The 18900-nt window shown below is 71.5% G+C and carries 14 protein-coding genes; 4 read left to right on the top strand and 10 right to left on the bottom strand.

Features of this window, described 5'->3' with window-relative positions; genetic code table 11:
• Positions 1 to 17: 17 nt before the first annotated feature.
• Positions 18 to 1952 carry a Cache 3/Cache 2 fusion domain-containing protein gene (locus tag ACTJKJ_RS01985; protein WP_440819431.1) on the top strand — a complete coding sequence of 645 codons (1935 nt, stop codon included), beginning with the start codon at positions 18 to 20 and terminating at the stop codon, positions 1950 to 1952.
• Positions 1953 to 1969: 17 nt separating this feature from the next.
• Here ACTJKJ_RS01985 and ACTJKJ_RS01980 read toward each other — a convergent pair whose 3' ends face one another.
• The 10 genes from ACTJKJ_RS01980 to ACTJKJ_RS01935 form a co-directional block, all read right to left on the bottom strand.
• Positions 1970 to 2923 (bottom strand): hypothetical protein, encoded by a 954-nt coding sequence (locus tag ACTJKJ_RS01980; RefSeq protein WP_297383016.1) that lies wholly within the window; start codon positions 2921 to 2923, stop codon positions 1970 to 1972.
• 105 nt (positions 2924 to 3028) lie between these two features.
• On the bottom strand, positions 3029 to 3799 hold the full coding sequence (locus ACTJKJ_RS01975; RefSeq protein ID WP_440819430.1) for an SDR family oxidoreductase: 771 nt from the start codon (positions 3797 to 3799) through the stop codon (positions 3029 to 3031).
• Positions 3790 to 7080: a non-ribosomal peptide synthetase gene (locus ACTJKJ_RS01970; protein ID WP_440819429.1), complete on the bottom strand. Its 3291-nt coding sequence runs from the start codon at positions 7078 to 7080 to the stop codon at positions 3790 to 3792. The genes ACTJKJ_RS01975 and ACTJKJ_RS01970 overlap by 10 nt, the downstream gene beginning before the upstream one ends.
• A 15-nt stretch (positions 7081 to 7095) precedes the next feature.
• Positions 7096 to 11463, bottom strand: a complete 4368-nt coding sequence (locus ACTJKJ_RS01965; protein WP_440819428.1) for a MupA/Atu3671 family FMN-dependent luciferase-like monooxygenase — start codon at positions 11461 to 11463, stop codon at positions 7096 to 7098.
• A 62-nt stretch (positions 11464 to 11525) separates the two neighbouring features.
• Positions 11526 to 11762, bottom strand: a complete 237-nt coding sequence (locus tag ACTJKJ_RS01960; protein WP_297383020.1) for an MbtH family protein — start codon at positions 11760 to 11762, stop codon at positions 11526 to 11528.
• Positions 11759 to 12622, bottom strand: coding sequence for a pyrroline-5-carboxylate reductase (proC, locus tag ACTJKJ_RS01955; RefSeq protein ID WP_440819427.1), 864 nt, complete (start codon positions 12620 to 12622; stop codon positions 11759 to 11761). The genes ACTJKJ_RS01960 and proC overlap by 4 nt, the downstream gene beginning before the upstream one ends.
• A complete protein-coding gene (locus tag ACTJKJ_RS01950; protein WP_440819426.1) occupies positions 12612 to 13748 on the bottom strand; it encodes a zinc-binding dehydrogenase in 1137 nt (378 codons plus the stop codon). The genes proC and ACTJKJ_RS01950 overlap by 11 nt, the downstream gene beginning before the upstream one ends.
• Before the next feature lie 13 nt (positions 13749 to 13761).
• The gene (locus ACTJKJ_RS01945; RefSeq protein WP_440819425.1) at positions 13762 to 14553 is read right to left on the bottom strand and encodes a 2OG-Fe(II)-dependent halogenase WelO5 family protein; all 792 of its coding nucleotides are present in this window, start codon (positions 14551 to 14553) and stop codon (positions 13762 to 13764) included.
• A 35-nt stretch (positions 14554 to 14588) separates the two neighbouring features.
• Entirely contained in the window at positions 14589 to 15188 is a 600-nt protein-coding gene (locus ACTJKJ_RS01940) for an acyl-homoserine-lactone synthase (protein ID WP_297383024.1), read from the bottom strand.
• A gap of 62 nt (positions 15189 to 15250) precedes the next feature.
• The gene (locus ACTJKJ_RS01935; RefSeq protein ID WP_297383025.1) at positions 15251 to 15703 is read right to left on the bottom strand and encodes a DUF4902 domain-containing protein; all 453 of its coding nucleotides are present in this window, start codon (positions 15701 to 15703) and stop codon (positions 15251 to 15253) included.
• A gap of 187 nt (positions 15704 to 15890) precedes the next feature.
• On the opposite strand from ACTJKJ_RS01935, the gene ACTJKJ_RS01930 reads away from it, so the two are divergent.
• Genes ACTJKJ_RS01930 through ACTJKJ_RS01920 form a run of 3 tightly spaced genes read left to right on the top strand, consistent with a single transcriptional unit; the run spans position 15891 to position 18846 of the window.
• Positions 15891 to 16604, top strand: a complete 714-nt coding sequence (locus ACTJKJ_RS01930) for an autoinducer binding domain-containing protein (RefSeq protein WP_297383026.1) — start codon at positions 15891 to 15893, stop codon at positions 16602 to 16604.
• Positions 16605 to 16615: 11 nt separating this feature from the next.
• Positions 16616 to 18106 carry an amidase gene (locus tag ACTJKJ_RS01925; RefSeq protein ID WP_440819424.1) on the top strand — a complete coding sequence of 497 codons (1491 nt, stop codon included), beginning with the start codon at positions 16616 to 16618 and terminating at the stop codon, positions 18104 to 18106.
• On the top strand, positions 18103 to 18846 hold the full coding sequence (locus tag ACTJKJ_RS01920; protein WP_440819423.1) for a thioesterase II family protein: 744 nt from the start codon (positions 18103 to 18105) through the stop codon (positions 18844 to 18846). Before ACTJKJ_RS01925 ends, ACTJKJ_RS01920 begins: the two co-directional genes overlap by 4 nt.
• The last annotated feature ends 54 nt before the right edge of the window (positions 18847 to 18900 follow it).

Genomic DNA, 18900 nt, shown 5'->3' with positions numbered 1-18900 from the left:
GACGCGGCCGTCCTGTCATGAACAACAACAACGCCGTTCGCGCGACGGTGGCCCGTCGCGTTTCCATCTGGTCGAGCGTCGCGATCGCGGCGCTGCTGATCGTCATCTGCGGCGCCCTGTCCTGGGTGCTGACCAACCAGGCGCAGCAGCGCACGCTGGACTACATGTCGGCCGAGGCCTCGTCCGTCGCCCGCATCGCCGACGCGCTGGACCGCACCGCGCGCGACTCGGCCAACCGGCTGTACGACGTGCTGGCGGGTGACTTCGCCGGTGGCGCCTTCACGCTGGAAGGCGACGGCGAGCTGGCCTTCAACGGCCAGAAGCTCAACGGCAACTTCGACGCAGTGGACCGCTTCACGCGTCTGACCGGCGGCAACGCGACGATCTTCGCGCGCAAGGGCACGGACGACTTCATCCGCGTCACCACCTCGGTGAAGAAGGAAGACGGCTCGCGCGCGGTCGGCACGACGCTGGACCGCGCCGGCGCAGCCTACGCCAAGCTCGCGGCCGGCGAGACCTATGTCGGGCCGGCGACGCTGTTCAAGGTGCCCTACATGACGCGCTACTCGCCGATCAAGGACGCGGGCGGCAAGGTCGTCGGCATCCTGTACATCGGCTTCGACATGCGCGGGCTGCAGCAGGAGCTCGTCAAGATGACCGACGCGGTCAAGCTCTACGGCAGCGGCGGGATGTACCTGCTCGATCCGGGCAAGACGCCGGCCGACGCGCTGCTGCGCGCGCATCCGCGCGCCCAGGGCAAGAAGCTGTCGGAGCTGATGCCGGCCGACCAGGCCGAGCGCTACGTCAAGACGGTGACCGAGGACGCCGACGGCGTGCTGGAGGAGGTCCAGGCGGTCTACGGCGACAGCTACCAGGACGCGTTCGCGGTGGCGCGCAAGTCGCAGGCCACCGGCTGGTGGGTGATCGCCGAGGCCTCGCGCGCGCAGGCGCTGGCGGCGCACAACACCACGCTGTGGGTGCTGTGGGGCCTGATGCTGGCGACGGTGCTGCTGCTGGGCCTGGGCGTGACCTGGATGCTGGGTCGCTGGGTGGGCCAGCCGCTGGCCGACCTGAACGAGGCCGTCGGCGCGGTCGCCAATGGCGACCTGACGCGGCCGGTCCTCGTGCGCCAGCAGGATGACCTCGGCGCGCTCGCCGCGGGTGTCGAGCGCATGCGGCTGCAGCTGTCGCGCACGATCAACGAGGTGCGCCAGGCCAGCGACTCCATCGGCACGGCTTCCGCCGAAGTCGCCGCCGGCAGCCGCGACCTGTCCTCGCGGACCGAGCAGTCGGCCAGCCACCTGCAGGAAACCGCGTCGGCGCTCGAGGAGCTCGCCAGCTCCATGAGCCAGACGGCGGCGTCGGCCGCGCAGGCGCATCAGCTGGTCGGCGAGTCCGACCGCGCGGCCCAGCGCGGTGGCAATGTGGTCGCGCAGGTGGTGACCACGATGGACGAGATCAGCACGGCCAGCCGCCAGATCGGCGACATCATCGGCACGATCGACTCGATCGCGTTCCAGACCAACATCCTGGCGTTGAATGCGGCCGTCGAGGCGGCGCGGGCCGGCGAGCAGGGCCGCGGTTTCGCGGTCGTGGCCGCGGAGGTGCGTCAGCTGGCGCAGCGCAGCGCGGAGGCCGCCAAGCAGATCAAGGCGCTGATCACGGCCAGCGGCGAGCGGGTCGAGTCCGGCGCCAAGCTGGTGGGCGACACGGGCGAGGCGATGCGGGACATCGTGGCCAGCGTCAAGCGCGTGACCGACATCATTGGCGAGATCTCCACCGCGGCCCGCGAGCAGTCGCAGGGCGTGACGCGCATCAACGGCGCCGTGGCGCAGCTGGACCAGGGCACGCAGCAGAACGCCGCGCTGGTCGAGGAGAGCACGGCCGCCGCCGAGAGCCTGCGGGAGCAGGCCCACCGGCTGGTGGAGCAGGTGGGCCAGTTCCGGGTCTGAGCCGCGGCGCGCCGCGATCAGGATTCGAGCGAGTAGCTCAATTCGCCGACGAACTTCCCGTTGGGGCCCAGCGGGAACATCACGGCGGTTTCGCGCACGACGCGGCGGCCCGCGACCTCGACCACCAGCCGGTACGCCGCGCTGACGTAGAAGGTGGAGACCACCTGGTACAGGCGCTCGAGCTCGATCACCCGACCGCAGGCGCCGGACAGCCAGCCGGCCCGCAGGTCGGCCTTGGTCATGGCGGTGAAGCGGCTCCGGCGGTTGCTGTTCACGCTGGCGATGCGCACGACGCTGCAGGTCGTCTGGTCCTCGATCAGGGCCAGGCGCGCGTCGACGTCGCCCGCGAGCCAGGCGTTCTCGTAGGCCACCAGCGCCCGGAGCAGGGCGCGCGGCCGGGTCACCTCGAAGGCCGGCGTCCATGGCGGCTGCGGCCAGTAGATCTGGCCGATCACGCCGTCGGGCCAGGCGTAGAACAGGAAGGCCGCCCGGGTGGTCGACTCCACGCCCGTGGCCGTGTCGATCTGGAAATACTGCGAGTCGATCAGGTCGAACCACCGGCCCACGTTCTCGGAATTGCGGCGCTCGCCACCGGGGTAGCGCGCGCGGCCCAGATAGTCCGTCCACCGCTGCTGCGCCTCGGGCAGGCTGGCCGTCGTCCGCAGCCTCAGCGTGCCGTCCGGATTCGTGAAGAGGAACACTTCGCTGGTGTCCCACGGGCTGTATCCCGCCATGATGGTCGCCAGGTCGTTCGTCAGCGTGCGCTGCGAAAACTGGACCAGTTGGTCCTCGGCGGTCGTCGGGGTGTGAGGCAGGACCAGGCTCTCGGCATCGAGACACAAGGGCTTGCCGTTCAGGAAGGCGGTGTTGCGGGCCTGTGCCGTCGAGGCCACGCTCAATGCGCCCGCCGCGCCCAGCGCGCCCGCGTACTTCAGGGCCGTTCTGCGGGCCGGTGTCTGGTTGTCAGTCATTTCTTGTTGCCTTTGCGCTTGTCGTCGATGAAATGGCTCCGGCGGCACCTCCTGCCCGCCTGAAGCCGGGAATCGCCAGTGGTCCTCCACCGGCATGGGAAAAGCTCAGCGCGCATGCGTCACCCCACCGTCGACGATGAGGGTCGAGCCCACGACGTAATCGCCGGCGCGCGAAGCGAGGTACACGGCGGCGCCCGCGATGTCCTCGATGCCGCCGATGCGGCCCAGCGGGATGAAGGCCGCGACCTCCTCGCCATGGTCCCGGGCCGACCGGTTGAGGTCGGTGGCGAAGGCGCCCGGCGCGATGGCATTGACGACGATGCCCTCCGGCGCCAGGCGCAGCGCCATCAGGCGGGTCAACTGGATCAGGCCCGCCTTGCTGGCCGCGTAGGAATAGGTCTCGCGCGGGCTGACGGAAATGCCGTCCACCGAAGCGATGTTGATCACCTTGGGATGCCCGTTGGCCGCGGCCTTGCGCAGCAGCGGCGTCATGGCCTGGGTGAGGAAGAACGGCGCCTTGAGGTTCAGGTCCATCACCCGGTCCCAGCCGGTCTCCGGGAACTCGTCATAGGCGGCGCCCCAGGCCGCACCGGCGTTGTTGACGAGGATGTCCAGACCGCGCTCGCGCTGCGCATAGGCCTTGGCCAGCGCGCGCGCGCCATCCACCGTGGATACGTCGGCCGGGAGGGCGAAGACCTCGCCGAACGGCGCCAGCGCCTGGACCGCCCGCTCGCAGGCCGCGGCATCCCGCGATGAGAGGCAGACGCGCGCGCCCTGCATCAGATAGCCCTGCGCGATCATCCGGCCGAGGCCGCGCGAGCCGCCCGTGATCAGCGCGGTCCGGCCCGCCAGCGAGAACAGATCCGTCATCCGCATGAGGACGGCTCCTCCCCGAGCCGCGCGACGGGCCCGATGCGCCGGCTCAGTTGCTCGACGGTGGGACTCTCGAACAGCGTGCGCAGGGGCAGGTCGATGCCGAGCGCGGCGCGAATGCGGCCGACCAGCCGAGCCGCCAGCAGCGAATGGCCGCCGAGGTCGAAGAAGTTGTCGCCGACGCCCACGCGCGGCAGATTCAGGGCTTCCGCGAAGAGCTCGACCAGCGCCGACTCGCGCGGCGTGCGGGGCGGACGAGCCGCGGACACCGTGAACTCCGGCGCCGGCAAGGCCTGAAGGTCGAGCTTGCCGTTGAGCGTGAGGGGCAGCGCCTGCAGCTCGACGATCGCCGCCGGGACCAGCGGCTCGGGCAGTTGCTCCGCCAGCGTCCGGCGCAGCCCCGCGGCATCGAGCTCGCCGACGCCGCGGGGACCGGCATCCCGGGTGCGGGAGCCTGGCGGCGACGCGCGCCACGCGACCACGTAGGCGACCAGCCGGGCTTCCCCGGGGAGGTCCTCGCGCGCCACGACCGCGGCCGCGGCCACGCCCGGCTGGCGCAGCAGCGCCGCCTCGATCTCGCCGGGCTCGACGCGGATGCCGCGGATCTTGACCTGCCGGTCGGCGCGCCCGAGATGGTCCAGCACGCCGTCCGGACGCCAGCGCGCGAGGTCGCCGGTGCGGTACATCCGGCCGCCCGGCGCGCCGAAGGGATTGGCGACGAAGCGCTCGGCGCTCAGGCCCGGCCGGCCGAGGTAGCCGCGGGCCAGCCCCGCGCCCGCGATGTAGACCTCACCGGGCACGCCCGGCGGCACGGGATGCAGGCGCTCGTCCAGCACGTACACCTGGACGTTCCAGATCGGCCGGCCGATGGGCGGCGTCGCCGGCCAGGCCTCGACCGCCGCCGGCAACTCATGCGCGGTCGCCAGATGCGTCTCGGTTGGCCCGTAGTGGTTGTGCAGGCGCCGCCGCGGAAAGCGGGCGAACGACCGGACCACCACCGGGCCCGGGCGCAAGGCCTCTCCGGCCTGGCAGACCTGCAGCGCGGCGTCCAGCGGGACGTCCGCGGCCTCCGCTGCCTCCGTGTCCTCCGCTTCCGCTTCGCAGAGCAGGTTCAGCACGATGTTCGGAATGAACAGCTCGGTCACGCCGTGGCCCTGGCACCAGGCCAGGAAATCGGGCGCATGGCCGCGGATGTCCTGCGGCGGGATCGCCAGCGTCCGGCCCGAGCACAGCGCCGACAGGATCTCCTGCGCCGACACGTCGAACCCCAGTGACGTGAACTGCGCCACCGTGGCGCGCGGAACCTCCTCCTCGCCGTCATGGCGCGCGTGCCAGGACACCAGGTTCACCCACGCGGAGCCAGGCATGACCACGCCCTTCGGCGCGCCCGACGATCCGGAGGTGTAGATCGCATACACCGGGTGATGCGGCGAGAGTGGCCGCCGCCGCTCCGCGTCCGTGGGATCGGTGGACGGCTGCCGGGCCAGCGCCGCGGCGACATCGGCCGCGTCGATCAGCACGGCGGGTGTCTCCTCGGGCAGGCGGGCCCGTGTGGCGCCATCGCTGATCACGCACAGCGCGCCCGCGTCGCGCAGCATCACTGCCAGCCGCTGCGGTGGATGCTCGATGTCGAGCGGCACATAGGCCGCGCCGGCCTTGAGGATGGCCAGCAGAGCGACCACCTGCTCGTGCGAACGCGGCAGCGCCAGGGCGACGAAACGCTCGGGCCCCGCCCCCCGCGCGATGAGGTGATGCGCCAGTCGGTTGGCGCGGGCGTTCAACTCCGCGTACGTGAGCGCCGTGCCCTGGAACACAACCGCCGTGGCGCCCGGCACGCGGGCCGCCTGCCGCTCGAAGAGCGCCGGCAGCGTGCCGCCTGGCAGCCCATGTGCGGTGTCGTTCCAGTGATGCAGGAGGCGCTCGCGCTCGCCGGGCAGCAGGATGTCGATGTCCCCGATGCGCGTGCCGGCGTCCGCCGCGACCGCCTCGAGCACCCGCCGGTATCGCTGCGCCAGCTGCTCGACCGTGGCCGTATCGAACAGGTCCGCGGCGAATCCGATGCGACCGGACAGCCCTCGTGGCGCGCCGCCCGCGGCCAGCTGTTCCGTCATCGTCACCGACAGGTCGAAGCCCGCCGCCATCGACTCCAGCGACTCGACGCCCTCCACCTCGAGCCCGGGGAGCGTGAACCGCGCGCGCACATTGTTCTGCAGCACCAGCGCCACCTGGAAGAGCGGATGCCGGCCGAGCGAGCGCGCCGGATTGATCGCCTCCACCAGGCGTTCGAAGGGCAGGTCCTGGCACGCGTAGGCCGCGAGGTCGGTCTCGCGCACCCGCGCCAGCAGCGTCTCGAACGTCGGGTTGCCCGAGGTGTCCGTGCGCAGCACCAGCGTGTTGACGAAGAAGCCCACGAGCTCGTCCAGCGCCTCGTCGTTGCGTCCACCGACCGGCGTGCCCAGCGGGATGTCGGTGCCGGCCCCCAGCCGCGTCAGCAGCGCGGCCAGCGCCGCCTGCAGCACCATGAACAGGCTGGCCCGGCCGGTCCTGGCCCGCGCCAGCAGCGCCTGGTGCAGCGGCGCGCCGAGCTCGAAGTCGACGCTGCCGCCGCGCTGGCTCGACACCGCCGGCCGCGGCCGGTCCAGGGGCAGCGCCAGCGCCTCGGGCAGGCCGGCGAGCGCGCGCCGCCAGTGTGTGATCTGCGCGGACATGACGCTGCCGGGATCGTCCTCGGTCCCGAGCAGCTCGCGTTGCCAGAGCGTGTAATCGGCGTACTGCACCGCCAGCGCGGGCCAGGCGGGCGCCCGGCCGTGGCAGCGCGCCTCGTAGGCGCGGGACAGGTCGCGCGCCAGCGGCGCCCAGGACGCGCCATCGCAGGCGATGTGATGGCACAGCAGCAGGAGCAGGTGCGACTCCCCGCCGAGGTGGAACAGCCAGGCGCGGAACGGCATCTCCCGGTCCAGCCTGAAGCGGTAGCCGCAGGCCGCCTCGACCTCGCGCGCGAGCGTGGCTTCGCCGACCCGGGCCACCGTCAGCACGGGACGCGCCGCCTCCGGCGCCAGCACGCGCTGCGCGGCGATCGCGCCGGCCTGCGAGAAGACCGTGCGCAGGCTCTCGTGCCGCTGCGCGACATCGGCGAGCGCCTCCGCCAGCGCCGCGTCGTCCATCCGCCCCGTGAGCCGCACCGCGATGGGCACGTTGTAGGTCGGCGAGGGACCGTCGATCTGATGCAGGAACCAGAGCCGCTGCTGCGCGAACGACAAGGGGACCGGGGCTGGAAAGTTCATCGTTGCCGCTTGCGCTCAGAGGCGGTTGTCGTAGTCGACGGACGCCGGCGGCACCTGGTGGCTCCGGCGCACGGAACGCAGGGCCGTGCGCGCCTTCGGCGCCGTCGCGAGCCTGCCGGCCAGTTGGGCCACGGTGGACGCCTCGAACAGCGCATGGACGCCGATCTCCACGCCCATCGCGGTCCGCAGTCGGTTGATCAGCTTCATCCCGAGCAGGGAGTGGCCGCCGAGGTCGAAGAAGCTGTCGTCGACGCCGACCTCGGGCAGTCCGAGCACCTCCGCGAAGAGCCGCGCCAGCTGCTCCTCCGCGGGTGTCGAGGGCGCGCGGCGGACGCGGGCCGTCATGGGAGGTGCCGGCAGCGCCTGCCGATCGAGCTTGCCGTTGGGCGTCAACGGCAGCGCGTCCAGCCAGACGATCTGCGCGGGCACCAGGTGATCCGGCAGCCGCGCCCCCAGCCACGCCCGCAGGGCGGCGTCTTCCGGCGGCGGCGCCTGGCGGGCGCGCCGCATGACGGTCTCCAGATGCACGAGGCCCTCCAGCACCCGGTCCGTCGCCACGCCGAAATCGACGAGACAGGCGAACTCGTCCACCCCGGCCTCCTCCAGGCGGCGCACCAGCGCCAGACAGCGCTCGGGGCCGCCGATCAGCGACGACGCGCCGAAGTAGCGCCCGACCGCCGCCGCGATCAAGGATTCGGCGTCGACTTCGCCGAACGTGCGATTCGGCATCTCCCCCGCGAGCTCTCGCGAGACGCTCTCCCGCAGCGCCGTGTGCGAGCGGAAGTACTCGACCATGGGCTCGTGGGCCCACTGGCGCGCGGTCTCGTCGTCCGGGCCGACCAGCGTGTGCAGCATCACGGTCACCGTGTGCGCCGCCGGGTCATGTCCATGGGCGCGCAGCGCCTCGCGATAGCGGCGGATGTTCTGCGTCAACTCCGGCACCGTCTGGCTCAGCAGCGCGGTGAGGACGTTGGCGCCGATGCGGCCCGCTTCCTCGAAGGTCGCGGGGCTGCGGGTCGCGGTGATCCAGGTGGGCAGTTCGGCCTGGAGGGGCCGGGGCTGCAACCGGACCTGCGTCTCGTGCCCGGCGCCGTTGCGCGCGGGCAGCGCGCCGCCGCGCCAGAGCTCGCGCACCTGCGCCACGCCGTCCAGCATGACCTGGAACCGGTCGGCGTAGCGGTCGGGCGCGAAGATGAAATCCTCCGGCACCCAGCCCGAGGCGAAGGCGATGCCGACCCGCCCGCGCGACAGGTGATCCACCACGGACCACTCCTCCGCCACCCGCACCGGATGGTGCAGGGGCAGCACCACGCTGCCGGCGCGCAGCTGCACTCGCCGGGTGATCATGGCCAGCGCCGCGCTCAGCACCGAGGGATTGGGAAACGCCGCGGCGACCTTCGTGAAGTGCCGCTCCGGCGTCCACACCGCCGAGAAGCCATGCTGGTCCGCGAACCGGGCGCCTTCGAGGTACAGCCGGTAGAGCTCGCCGTCCGGGTCCTGGCTGGCATCGGCGAAGTAGAAGAGGCTGAACGCCGGGCCGCGCTCGCGCTCGGGCAGTCCGGCCGGGTCCGGCACCAGGTAGGCCACCAGGCGGCGGCCCGAGGCGGCATCCTCCCGCGCGAGCACGGCGGCCTGCTTCACCGCCGGGTGCCCCGCGAGCGCCGCCTCGATCTCCCCGGGCTCGATCCTGAAGCCCCGGACCTTCACCTGGTGATCCGCCCGGCCCAGGTAGTCGAGCACGCCCTCGGCATCGAGGCGCCAGCGCGCCAGGTCGCCGGTGCGGTACATCCGCTCGCCCGGCGCGCCGAACGGATTCGCCACGAAACGCTCGGCCGTGAGCCCGGGACGGTGCAGGTAGCCGCGCGCGAGTCCCGCGCCGGCCACGTACAGCTCGCCGACGCCGCCCGCGGGCACCGGCTGCAGCCAGCCGTCCAGCACGTACACCTGGACGCCCGGCAGAGGACGGCCGATCGGGACGCTGGGGCCACCGGTGTCGGCGAGCGCCTCGTTGATCCAGCCCGCGGCGTCCCAGAACTCGGAGGTCCCATAAAGATTCAGCAGCAGCGCATCGGGCAGGGCCTCGCGGAACCGCCGCGCCAACGCGGGCGGCAAGGCCTCGCCACCGCAGGACCAGTACCGCAGCGCGGGCAGACGGCGCGCGAGCGCTTCGCCGCTGTCCAGCAGCGCCTGCAGCAGCGACGGCACGAGGACGATCCGGGTGACCCGCTCCGCGGCCAGCAGGTCGATGAGGCCATCGATGTCGCGACCCACGGCCGGAGGAACGATCACCAGGCGCTGTCCGGCGAAGAGCGGGCTCAGCACTTCCCACAGGAAGTCGATGAAGTTCGGCGTGGTCCGCTGGGCATAGACGGTGTCGCCGCCGGCCTCCCGCACGTCCCACCGCAAGCGGTTGAGCAGCGCCAGGCAGGTGCCGGCCACGCCCTTGGGGCGCCCGGTCGAGCCCGAGGTGTAGAGCACGTAGGCGGGATCCCGCGGCCGCAGCGGTCGCGTCCGATCGGCGTCGACGGGATTCGTCGAGGGCGAGGCGAGGAGCGCCTCGACGAGGCCGGGGTCATCGAGGCAGACGGCCGGCGTGCCGCTCGCCGCGAGCGCCGGACCGCCCGCGGACATCCGCACGATGCAGGCCGGCGCCGCATCCGTCAGCATGAAGCGCAGCCGCTCCGGCGGGTAGTCGAGGTCCAGCGGCAGATACGCGGCCCCGGCCTTCAGGATCGCGAGCAGGCCTTCGATCAAGGCCGGCGATCTCGGCACGGCCAGCGCGACGATGCTGCCGGGCCCGATGCCCATGGCGATCAGGCGATGGGCCAGCCGGTTGGCCCGCTGGTTCAACTCGCCGTAGCGCAGGGACGCGCCCTCGAACGACACGGCCACGGCATCGGGCGTGCGCGCCGCCTGCTGCTCGAAGAGCGCCGGCAGCGTCGCCTCGACCGGCAAGGGCCTCGGGCCGTTCCCGTCCACCAGCAGGCGGCGGCGTTCCGCTTCTTCCAGGATGTCCAGCCGCCCGATCGGCGGCGGCGATGCCGCCGGCGTCCGCGCCTGGCCGGCGATCGAGGCGATGACATGCAGCAGCCGGCGCTGGTGCGTCGCCAGCTCCTGCGCCGAATAGCGTTCCGGATTCGCGGTGCAGTGCAGATCGATGCCCTCCTCGCTGTCGACGAAGAACGCGAAGGACAGGTCCGGCGCCGATCGCGCCGAGGTGTTGAAGGCCCGGGACGGGAACTCCCCGAAGCGCACGCCCTCCTTGAACGGGATCACGTTCACGACCGGGCCGAAGTCGCTGCCGTAGCCGCGCAGGCGCTTCGCGTCCAGGTAGAGGCGGGACGCCGGATAGCGCTGATGCGGCGCGATCGCCTTGATCGCCTCGTCCACGTGCCGGATGAGCTCGGTCATCGTCATGTCCGGCCGCACCGAGAGGTGCATCGGCAGCGTGTTGGACATCGCGCAGGGGATGGTCAAGGTCTTCGAGGTGCGGCCCGACATGGGCAGCGCCATCGACAGCTCGCGGGCTCCCGTGACGCGGAAGAGGCAGAGCGCCACGGCGGCGACGAGCCCGCGCGCCAGCGAGGTGCCCGCGTCGCGCGACAAGGCCGCGAGCGCCTGCGCGACCGGGCGCTCGATGCGGCCGGTGCTGCGGAGGGGCCGTGTCGACGTGCCGGCGGGCCGATCGCCCGGACCGCTTCCGGGAACGTTGCCGGGACCGCCGCCGAATCGCGTCGGCGCGGGCAACTGCGCCAGGTAGCTCTGCCAGAACGCCTGATCCGCGGCGAACGCCTCCGACGCCAGGTAGGCCGCCTCGATCTCGAGCAGCCGGGTGGGCGGCGCGAACCACGGCGCCGACCCCTCGCGGCCCTGCGACAGGTCGGCATAGAGCTCCGCCACACGGCGTGCGATCAGCGAGTAGCCGAACACGTCGACGACGATGTGGTGATAGCGCTGGTGCCAGGCGAATCGATCGCTGGCGAGTTGAATCAGGCAGAAGGAGAACAGCACCGGGTCCAGCGGCGACAGCGGCTGGTCCATGCGCCGGCGGACCAGGTCGCGCATGGCCCCGCGCGGATCGGGGTCGGCGCTGAGGTCGACGAAATCGATCGCGGCGGCGGTGACCGCCGCGCGCGCCGCGGGGGACGACTCGATGCGCTGTCTCGGCTCGGACTCGCCGTCGATGAAGCGGGTGTGCAGCGCGTCGCTTTCCCGCGCGACCCGTTCCAGGCATCGCAGCAAGACCGCGGGGTCGATGGCGCCACGGATCTCGACGACCTCCCCGATGCTGTGCGACGGCTCGTCGGGCTGTAACTGGCGCTCGAACCAGAGGCCCAGTTGCGCGAGTGACAAGGGCCAGTCGGGGGGATGCGACGACGTCATGGCTCGACTCCGGTCCGGGAGGGAAAGGCGGGGCGCCGCGACCAGCGGCGCCCGGGTGTCCATCAATGGACGCGATCGCGATCCGTGTCGCCGCTCAGGCAGACCTCATCGAGGCTGGCGGGCTGCATGTCGAGCCAGTGGTCCTCCACGAACCCCAGGCAGTCCGCCTTCGTCGACGGCCCGTGCACGGTGCGCCATCCCGCCGGCACGGCGAGGAAGTCGGGCCACAGCGAATGCTGGCGTTCGTCGTTCGTCAGCACCAGGAAAGTGGCGTCGACATCGTCGAAAGGGTTGCTCATGCGATCTCCAATGAGGAAGTGGGAAAGGGGTGAGCCACCGAGGACGGGCCGGCCATCGCCAGCGTCCGGCGCAAGCCGGCGGCGACGGCGCCGTCCAGGGCCGACCGGAAGCCCCGCTGCTCGAGGGCCGCGATGCACTCCGCGGTCACTCCGGCCGGGCTGGTGACCTGCGCACGCAGCGCCTGCAGCGATTCGCCTGCGCCCTCGGCCAGTTGCGCGCTGCCGCGCACGGTGGCGATGACCATCCGTTCGGCGTCCCCGCGGGACAGGCCGGCGTGGACCGCGGCGTCGATCAAGGCCTCCATGAACAGGAAGACCAGGGCCGGCCCGGCGCTGCTCACCGGCGTCGCGAGGTCCAGGTCGCGTTCGTCCCCCACGGGGACGGCGGTGCCGAGCGCGCCGAGCAGGCGCTCGATCTCGCGCCGCCAGGCGACGGCCACCGCCTGGCTCGCCACCCACGGCACCACGCCTTGTGAGACGCGGCAGGCCAGGTTGGGGATGCAGCGCACGACCGCCGGATGGCCGAAGGCCTCCTGGAGGGACGCGATCGACACGCCCGCGACGATGCTGACAAGCACCGCGGTGGCGGGCAAGCGGCCCTGGAGCTCCGCCGCCACGTCGCGCCACTGACCCGGCTTGACGCACAGCACGACGATGCGCGCGGAAGCCGCCGCCGCAAGGTTCGTCGCGGCCGCGCGGACGCCCAGCGCCGCCGCCCGCGCCGACACGCGGCCGGGATCACGCGCCGTGAGGGCGATGCGGTCGGCGGGCACGGCGCCGGCACCGATCCAGCCTCGCACCAGGGCGCCGCCCATGGCGCCTGCGCCGCCGATCAGCGCCAGCTCCGGTTCACCAGTCATGTCGAGCCTCCGGCCCCTGCTCCGGCGAGCGGTGCCGGTTCGGAGCGATGACCGCCTTGACGATCCGCGCCTGGGCGACGTCGTCCAGCGCGCGCTCGATGTCGTGGAGGCCGTAGACGGTCCCGACCAGCGCCTCCCACGGAATGTCCCGGCCGGACCGCGGCCGCAGCACGCCGAGCATCGCGTGGAAGTGCCGGAAGTCGATGCCCCAGGTGCCGCGGATCTCCAGGTGCTTGCGGTTGATGTCGCGATGCGGGTTCAGGGTCACCTCGCCCGTGTCGGTGTAGTGGCCGACGATGACGTAGCAGCCGCCGTCGCGGCACATGGCCGTGCCTTCGCTCACGGCCCGCGGCACGCCGGTGGCTTCGATCACCACGTCCGCGCCGCGCCCCCCGATCACATCGAGCGCCGCCTGGACATGCGCGCCGGCGTGCGGTTCGTCCACGAGCACCGTGTCCAGCCCGAAGGTCGCGGCGGTGAGCAGCCGCGCCGGAGACCGGTCGAGGATGACGACCTGGTCCGCGCCCGCTTCGCGCGCCAGGATGGCCGCCGACAGTCCGACGGGCCCCGCCCCCTGCACGACGACCCGGTCGCCGATGCGGAGCTGCGCCCGCTCGATCGCGTGCAGCGCCGTCGGCAGCGCGCAGCCCCCAGCGATGAAGCGCAGCGGCGAGATGTCCGCGGGCAGGCGGATCGCATGCACGTCGGCCTTGAGCAGGATCTTCTGCGACCACCCGCCCAGCAGCCCCTCCGCCGTCGAATGCGACACGCCGTAGACGCGTCGGTCCGGACACTTCGTCGTCGACCGGGCCACCAGGCATTGCCAGCAGCGATGGCAGGAGCCGTGCACGTCCAGGAAGGTCACGGTATCGCCTTCGGCCAGCCGGTGCCCGTTGATGTCGACGATCTCACCATTCACCTGGGCCACCGTGCCGACCGAGAAGTGGCCCGGGATGATGGGATACGGCACGCCGGCCAGGCGTCCGTGCTTCAGGTGGACGTCGGTGCCGCACACCTCCGAATAGATCGTCGACAGCACGATCTCGCCCGGTCCCGCCACCGGCTCGGGAAACTCCTCGATGCGCACGGGCTCGCCGGCGCCGTGCATCACAGCGGCCTGGATCATGCGAGCGCCCCGCTCATGACCACAGGATCAGACCGCCGTCGGGCAGCCGGCCGATCGCGGAGGTGACGGTGACCCGGTCGCCCTCCGACGGTTCGACGAAATGGAAGTTGCGGGTGTTGAACAGGACGAGTTCGCCGGGCCGGGGCTGGAACGACGCGCTGGCGACGCCCTCGACGACCAGCGGGTCGTAGCCGTAGCTGCCGCTCTTGTAGACATTGCAGCTGGGATCCCACTGGCGATGGAAGATGTGCGTCCGGCCCCCCTGGCCGAGCGGCGCGCGCAGGTACAGGTTCCACGACAGCTGATGCGTGACGCGACCCACCTCCCAGCCCGGCTGCTCGCCGGGCGCGAAGTCCACATGGACCTGGGTCCCCGCTTCGATGCGGCGGATCAGGCCGGCGTAGTACGGCTCGCCGCGGTCGTTGCGAGCCAGTTCGGCACGCCGGCCCGCCCGCGACCACAGCAGCGCGAGGAGCCGATGCAAGGGGTTGAAGGAGGCCGCGAAGATCTGGGCCTGCGCCACGATCAGCTCCCGGTTGCGCTCGAAGTATTCGGCCCGGGACAGGTCGTTGAACTCGAACACCGTGTTGCCGATGCGGTCGATGCGCGGCTCGACATTGCGATACGCGCCGAAGCCCCGGCGCGCGGCCGCGGCGAGCAGCAACTCGCACTCGCCGACGTCGCCGAACTCGGGCACGCGGATGAACGGGATCTCGTTGGACAGCAGCGCGTTCAAGGAATCGCCGGTCAACCGGTCATTGCCCCGCGCCACCCAGGCCGGCACCGCTTCGCTTGTGAGAGACATCGACTCGCTCCTCGATCGGGAAGATTCAGGGACGTTCATGCAGGGTCCGCGACAGGCGCGGTGTCAGGCACCGGGGCGCTGTCGGCACCGGTGTCGATCCAGCACGCGAAGATCGGCTGGCCATCGACGATCGCGGGCGGTCCCGCGCGGTGGGCCGGAAACCCGTAACGGCGCAACAGGCGCTCGACGCCCAGCGGAGACACCGTGATCAGCCGTTGCACGCCGTGCCCGGCCGCGAACCGGAGCGCCGCGCGCAGCAGCGCGGCCACCTTCGCGGACGCGAACTGGGACAGTGGGCCGGTGGCGTTCGACGCCTCCCCACTCGCGGCAAACCGGGACAGCTCCCAGACCCGCGGATCGCAGGGGGGCTCGCCGGGAAACAGGTGCGGAAACACCTCGCCCAGCAGATAGGGACGCACGGTCGGCAGCAGCCGGGCCGTGCCCACGACTTCACCGGCGCCTCCGCGCACGAGCAGGTAGATCGTGTCTTCCCGGTCGAACTGGTCGAGTTCCCTGCCCTGCGAAACTGGCAGCTTCCAGCCAAGTTTCTCGACGAAGACCTTATATCGATACTCGGCAAGCTCATCGAGCACGCCTGGAGAAAAGGTATCGAACCGCCCTGCGATAATCTCCAATTTCCCGCTCCCGTGCGCCGTCCACGAAGCGGAGTTTCAGCGCGATTACATGAATTCCAGAACTACCAATTCTGGTAGTCCGGGCAGGAATGGAAATTGAAAATCGCACGACAGACCGCCGACTGCCAATCGATGCGGTCGATCGCCGCGGCGAGCAGCACCAGGTTTCTGGCGCAGTCGAGGTCGATCCCGCCCTCGCTGACCAGGAGGTTGCTGCGCGGTGCGCCGACCCGCACGAAGCGAACGCCCCGGAGACCCGACGGCAGCGTCTCCAGCCGCCAGTCCCAGCCGATGGAGAGCTGCGGATGACACCGCCCGACCCACTCGGTGTATCCGGTCACGGGCACGGACGTGCCGCAGCGGCGGGTGCTTCGCGACGGGTCCGGGTCCGGATCCGGGTCCATGCCCGTCATCAGGTGCCGGATCTCCAGCGCGCGCACCTGCGCCTCCGGCAGACGCAGCCAGCCATCGCCGGAAACGCTGCCACCAGCGGCCTGGTTATCACTTGGTTGCATTTATATAGAGAATTTCAGTGATGATTCCGGTGAGTATTTGAACGTGAACAGGCGTCTAGCACTGTCGCAAGCAAGACGCGCTTGACACAAAAGAAACTGGCCGGAACAAGGGGAGATTGCAGGCAGGTTTACATTCATTACCGAGGCTTGGCAAAAAATAGCCAGCACAGCGGTCAGGGAGTAAACCGTGGACGAATGGTCGCAGATACTGGGGGAGGCCTTGAAACGGGCGTCCAGCGCCGAAGAGGTGTTCGAACTCGTGCTGGCGTCCGCGCGGGAGCTGGGCTTCGACCATTGCGCCTATGGGCTGAGCTACCCGCTGCCGCTGACCAGTCCCAAGGTCTTCCTGATCAGCAACTATCCCGACGAATGGCGCGAGCTCTATGTGCGGCGCGGTTACCTGGGCGTCGATCCGACGGTGGCCCACGGCCGCCGCAGCCAGTCCTCGCTGGTCTGGAGCGACGCGGTCTTCGCGCAGGCCCCGGATTTCTGGGACGAGGCCCAGTCGCATGGGCTGCGGGTCGGCTGGGCGCAGTCCTGCTTCGACCTGCACGGGCGCGCCGGCATGCTGTCGCTGTCGCGCCAGCGCATCGCGCTCAGCCAGGCCGAGCTCAACGCCAACGAACCGCGCATGCGCTGGCTGGCCCATGCCGCCGATCAGGCCTTCTCGAAGCTGGTGGCCCCGCAGCTGAACATGGGGCCGGACACGCCGCTGACCCCACGCGAGACCGAGATCCTGCGCTGGCTGGCCGATGGCAAGACCTCGAGCGAGGCGGCGGAGATCCTGCACCTCTCGGTGAACACAGTGAACTTCCACTTGAAGCGCGCGATGGTCAAGCTGCGGGCGGCCACCCGCACCGGCGCCGTCGCGCGCGCCGCGCTGCTCGGCTTGCTGAGCTGAAAGGATGCCGCATGCCCTCGTCCGAGAGACCGCTGTGCCTGTTGCCCGCCCGCAGGCTCGCCACCCTGATCCGGCACCGCGAGTTGTCGTCCCGGGAGGTGGTGCGGGCCTTCCTCGACCGCATCGACGCGCTGAACCCGCGCTTCAACGCCATCGTGTCGCGGGTCGAGACCGATGCGGCGCTGGCCCAGGCCGATGCCGCCGATGCGGCCGTGGCGCGCGGCGACACGCTGGGTGCCCTGCATGGGCTGCCGCTGGCGATCAAGGACACCGTGCCGGTGCGCGGCCTGCGCTCGACCTTCGGTTCCCCGCTGTTCGCGCAGAACGTGCCGCGTGAGGACGCGCTCGTCGCGGCGCGGTTGCGCGCGGCGGGCGGGATCTTCATCGGCAAGACCAACGTGCCGGAGTTCGGACTGGGCTCGCACACCTACAACCCGGTCTTCGGACCGACCCGCAACGCCTGGGACCCCGAGCGCAGCGCCGGCGGTTCCAGCGGCGGCGCCGCCGTCGCGGTCGCCCTGCGCCTGCTGCCGCTGGCCGACGGCAGCGACCTGGCGGGATCGTTGCGCAATCCCGCGGCGTTCAACCACGTGCTGGGCTTGCGGCCCTCCCAGGGGCGCGTGCCCCATGTGCCGGGCGAGGACCTCTTCTTCAAGCAACTGGTGACGGCCGGGCCGATGGCGCGCAGCGCGGACGACCTCGCCCTGCTGCTCTCGGTCCTGGGCGGCCATGACGCCCGGGCGCCGCTGTCGCTGGAGGGCGCGGTGCCGGACTGGGGTGATCGGCTGGCGCGCGACTTCCGCGGCGCGCGCATCGGCTGGCTCGGCGACTGGGGAGGCCACCTGCCGTTCGAGGACGGCATCCTCGCGTTGTGCCGCGGCGCCCTCGAGCGGCTGGGAGCCGCCGGCCTGACGATGGAGGACGTCGACGGCGGGATCGATGGGGAGCGGCTCTGGCGGGCCTTCGTGGTGTTGCGGCAGTTCAGCATCGGCGGCGATCCGGTCAGCCAGCGCTATGACGACGCCTCGTCGCGCCGACAGATGAAGCCCGAGCTGCAATGGGAAATCGAGCAGGGCCGCGCGCTGACGGTAGCGCAGGTCCAGCGCGCGGCGCGCGATCGCTCGGCGTGGTACGAGCGGATCCTCGGGCTGTTCGGCGAGTACGACTTCCTCGCGCTGCCGGCCGCGCAGGTGTTTCCGTTCCCGGCCGAGTGGCCCTGGCCGCGCCGGATCGCGGACCGCGCGATGGACAGCTATCACCGCTGGATGGAGGTCGCGGTCCCCGGCACGCTGTCGGGTTGCCCGGTGGTCAGCCTGCCGGTGGGGTTCGGACCCGGGGGCCTGCCCATGGGGGTGCAGGTCATCGGCCGGCCGCGCGACGACCTGTCGGTGCTTCAGTTGGCCCATGCCTACGAGCAGCTCGCCCCCTGGATGACGGACCTGCCGCCGGCGATCCGCGACATCGGGGCACCGCCTCCCCGCCCCGAGGGCGAGCCGCGATGAACGCGCCCTTCCCCGCCCCGCCATCCTCGCCGTCCCCGTCGCGGATGCGCCTGTTCTGCCTTCCTTATGCAGGCGGCAGCGCCGCGATGTTCCGTCGTTGGCCGGAGCACCTGCACCCGGACATCGAGCTGGTCTGCATCGATCCGCCCGGACGCGGCAGACGTTTCGCGGAAGCCCCGCTCAGCGATGCCGCTGCACTGGCCGGGCAACTGGCGGAGGAACTGGCGCCGTGGCTGGACCGACCGTTCGCGCTCTTCGGGCACAGCAACGGCGCGCTGGTGGCCTTCGAGCTGGCGCGCCGCTTGCACGATCGCCAGCGGACGCCGCTCGCGTTCATCGCCTCCGCGAAGAACGCGCCCTCGTTGCTGGCCGAATCCTCGCTGCACACGCTGCCGGCGACGGCGTTGCTGGAGGCGATCCGCGGCCTCGGCGGCGCATCGGCCGGGTTCTTCGACTCACCGGAACTCGTCGAGCTGATGCTGCCCGTGCTGCGCGCCGACATCGCGCTGGGCGAGACCTATCGCCATCGCGCCGCGCCGCCGCTGCCCGCGCTGCTGATCACGCTGGGCGGCACCCGCGACGCCTGCCTGCGCGGACCCGCGATCGACGCCTGGCGGCGGGAGTTCGACGGCCCCTCGATCCATCGCGAGATCGAGGGCGATCACTTCTTCATCGACCAACGGCCCGAAGCCGTGATCGCTGTGCTGAACGAGCAACTCCCGAAGCTGCTGCCACCATGACGCCGCCGCTGGCCCTCACCCCTCCCTCTCCCACGAGGTGGGAGAGGGGGCAAG

Source organism: Roseateles sp. 22389, from assembly GCF_052044995.1.
Classification (GTDB): Bacteria; Pseudomonadota; Gammaproteobacteria; order Burkholderiales; family Burkholderiaceae_C; genus Roseateles.
This window is presented reverse-complemented; position numbering and strand designations above follow the sequence as displayed.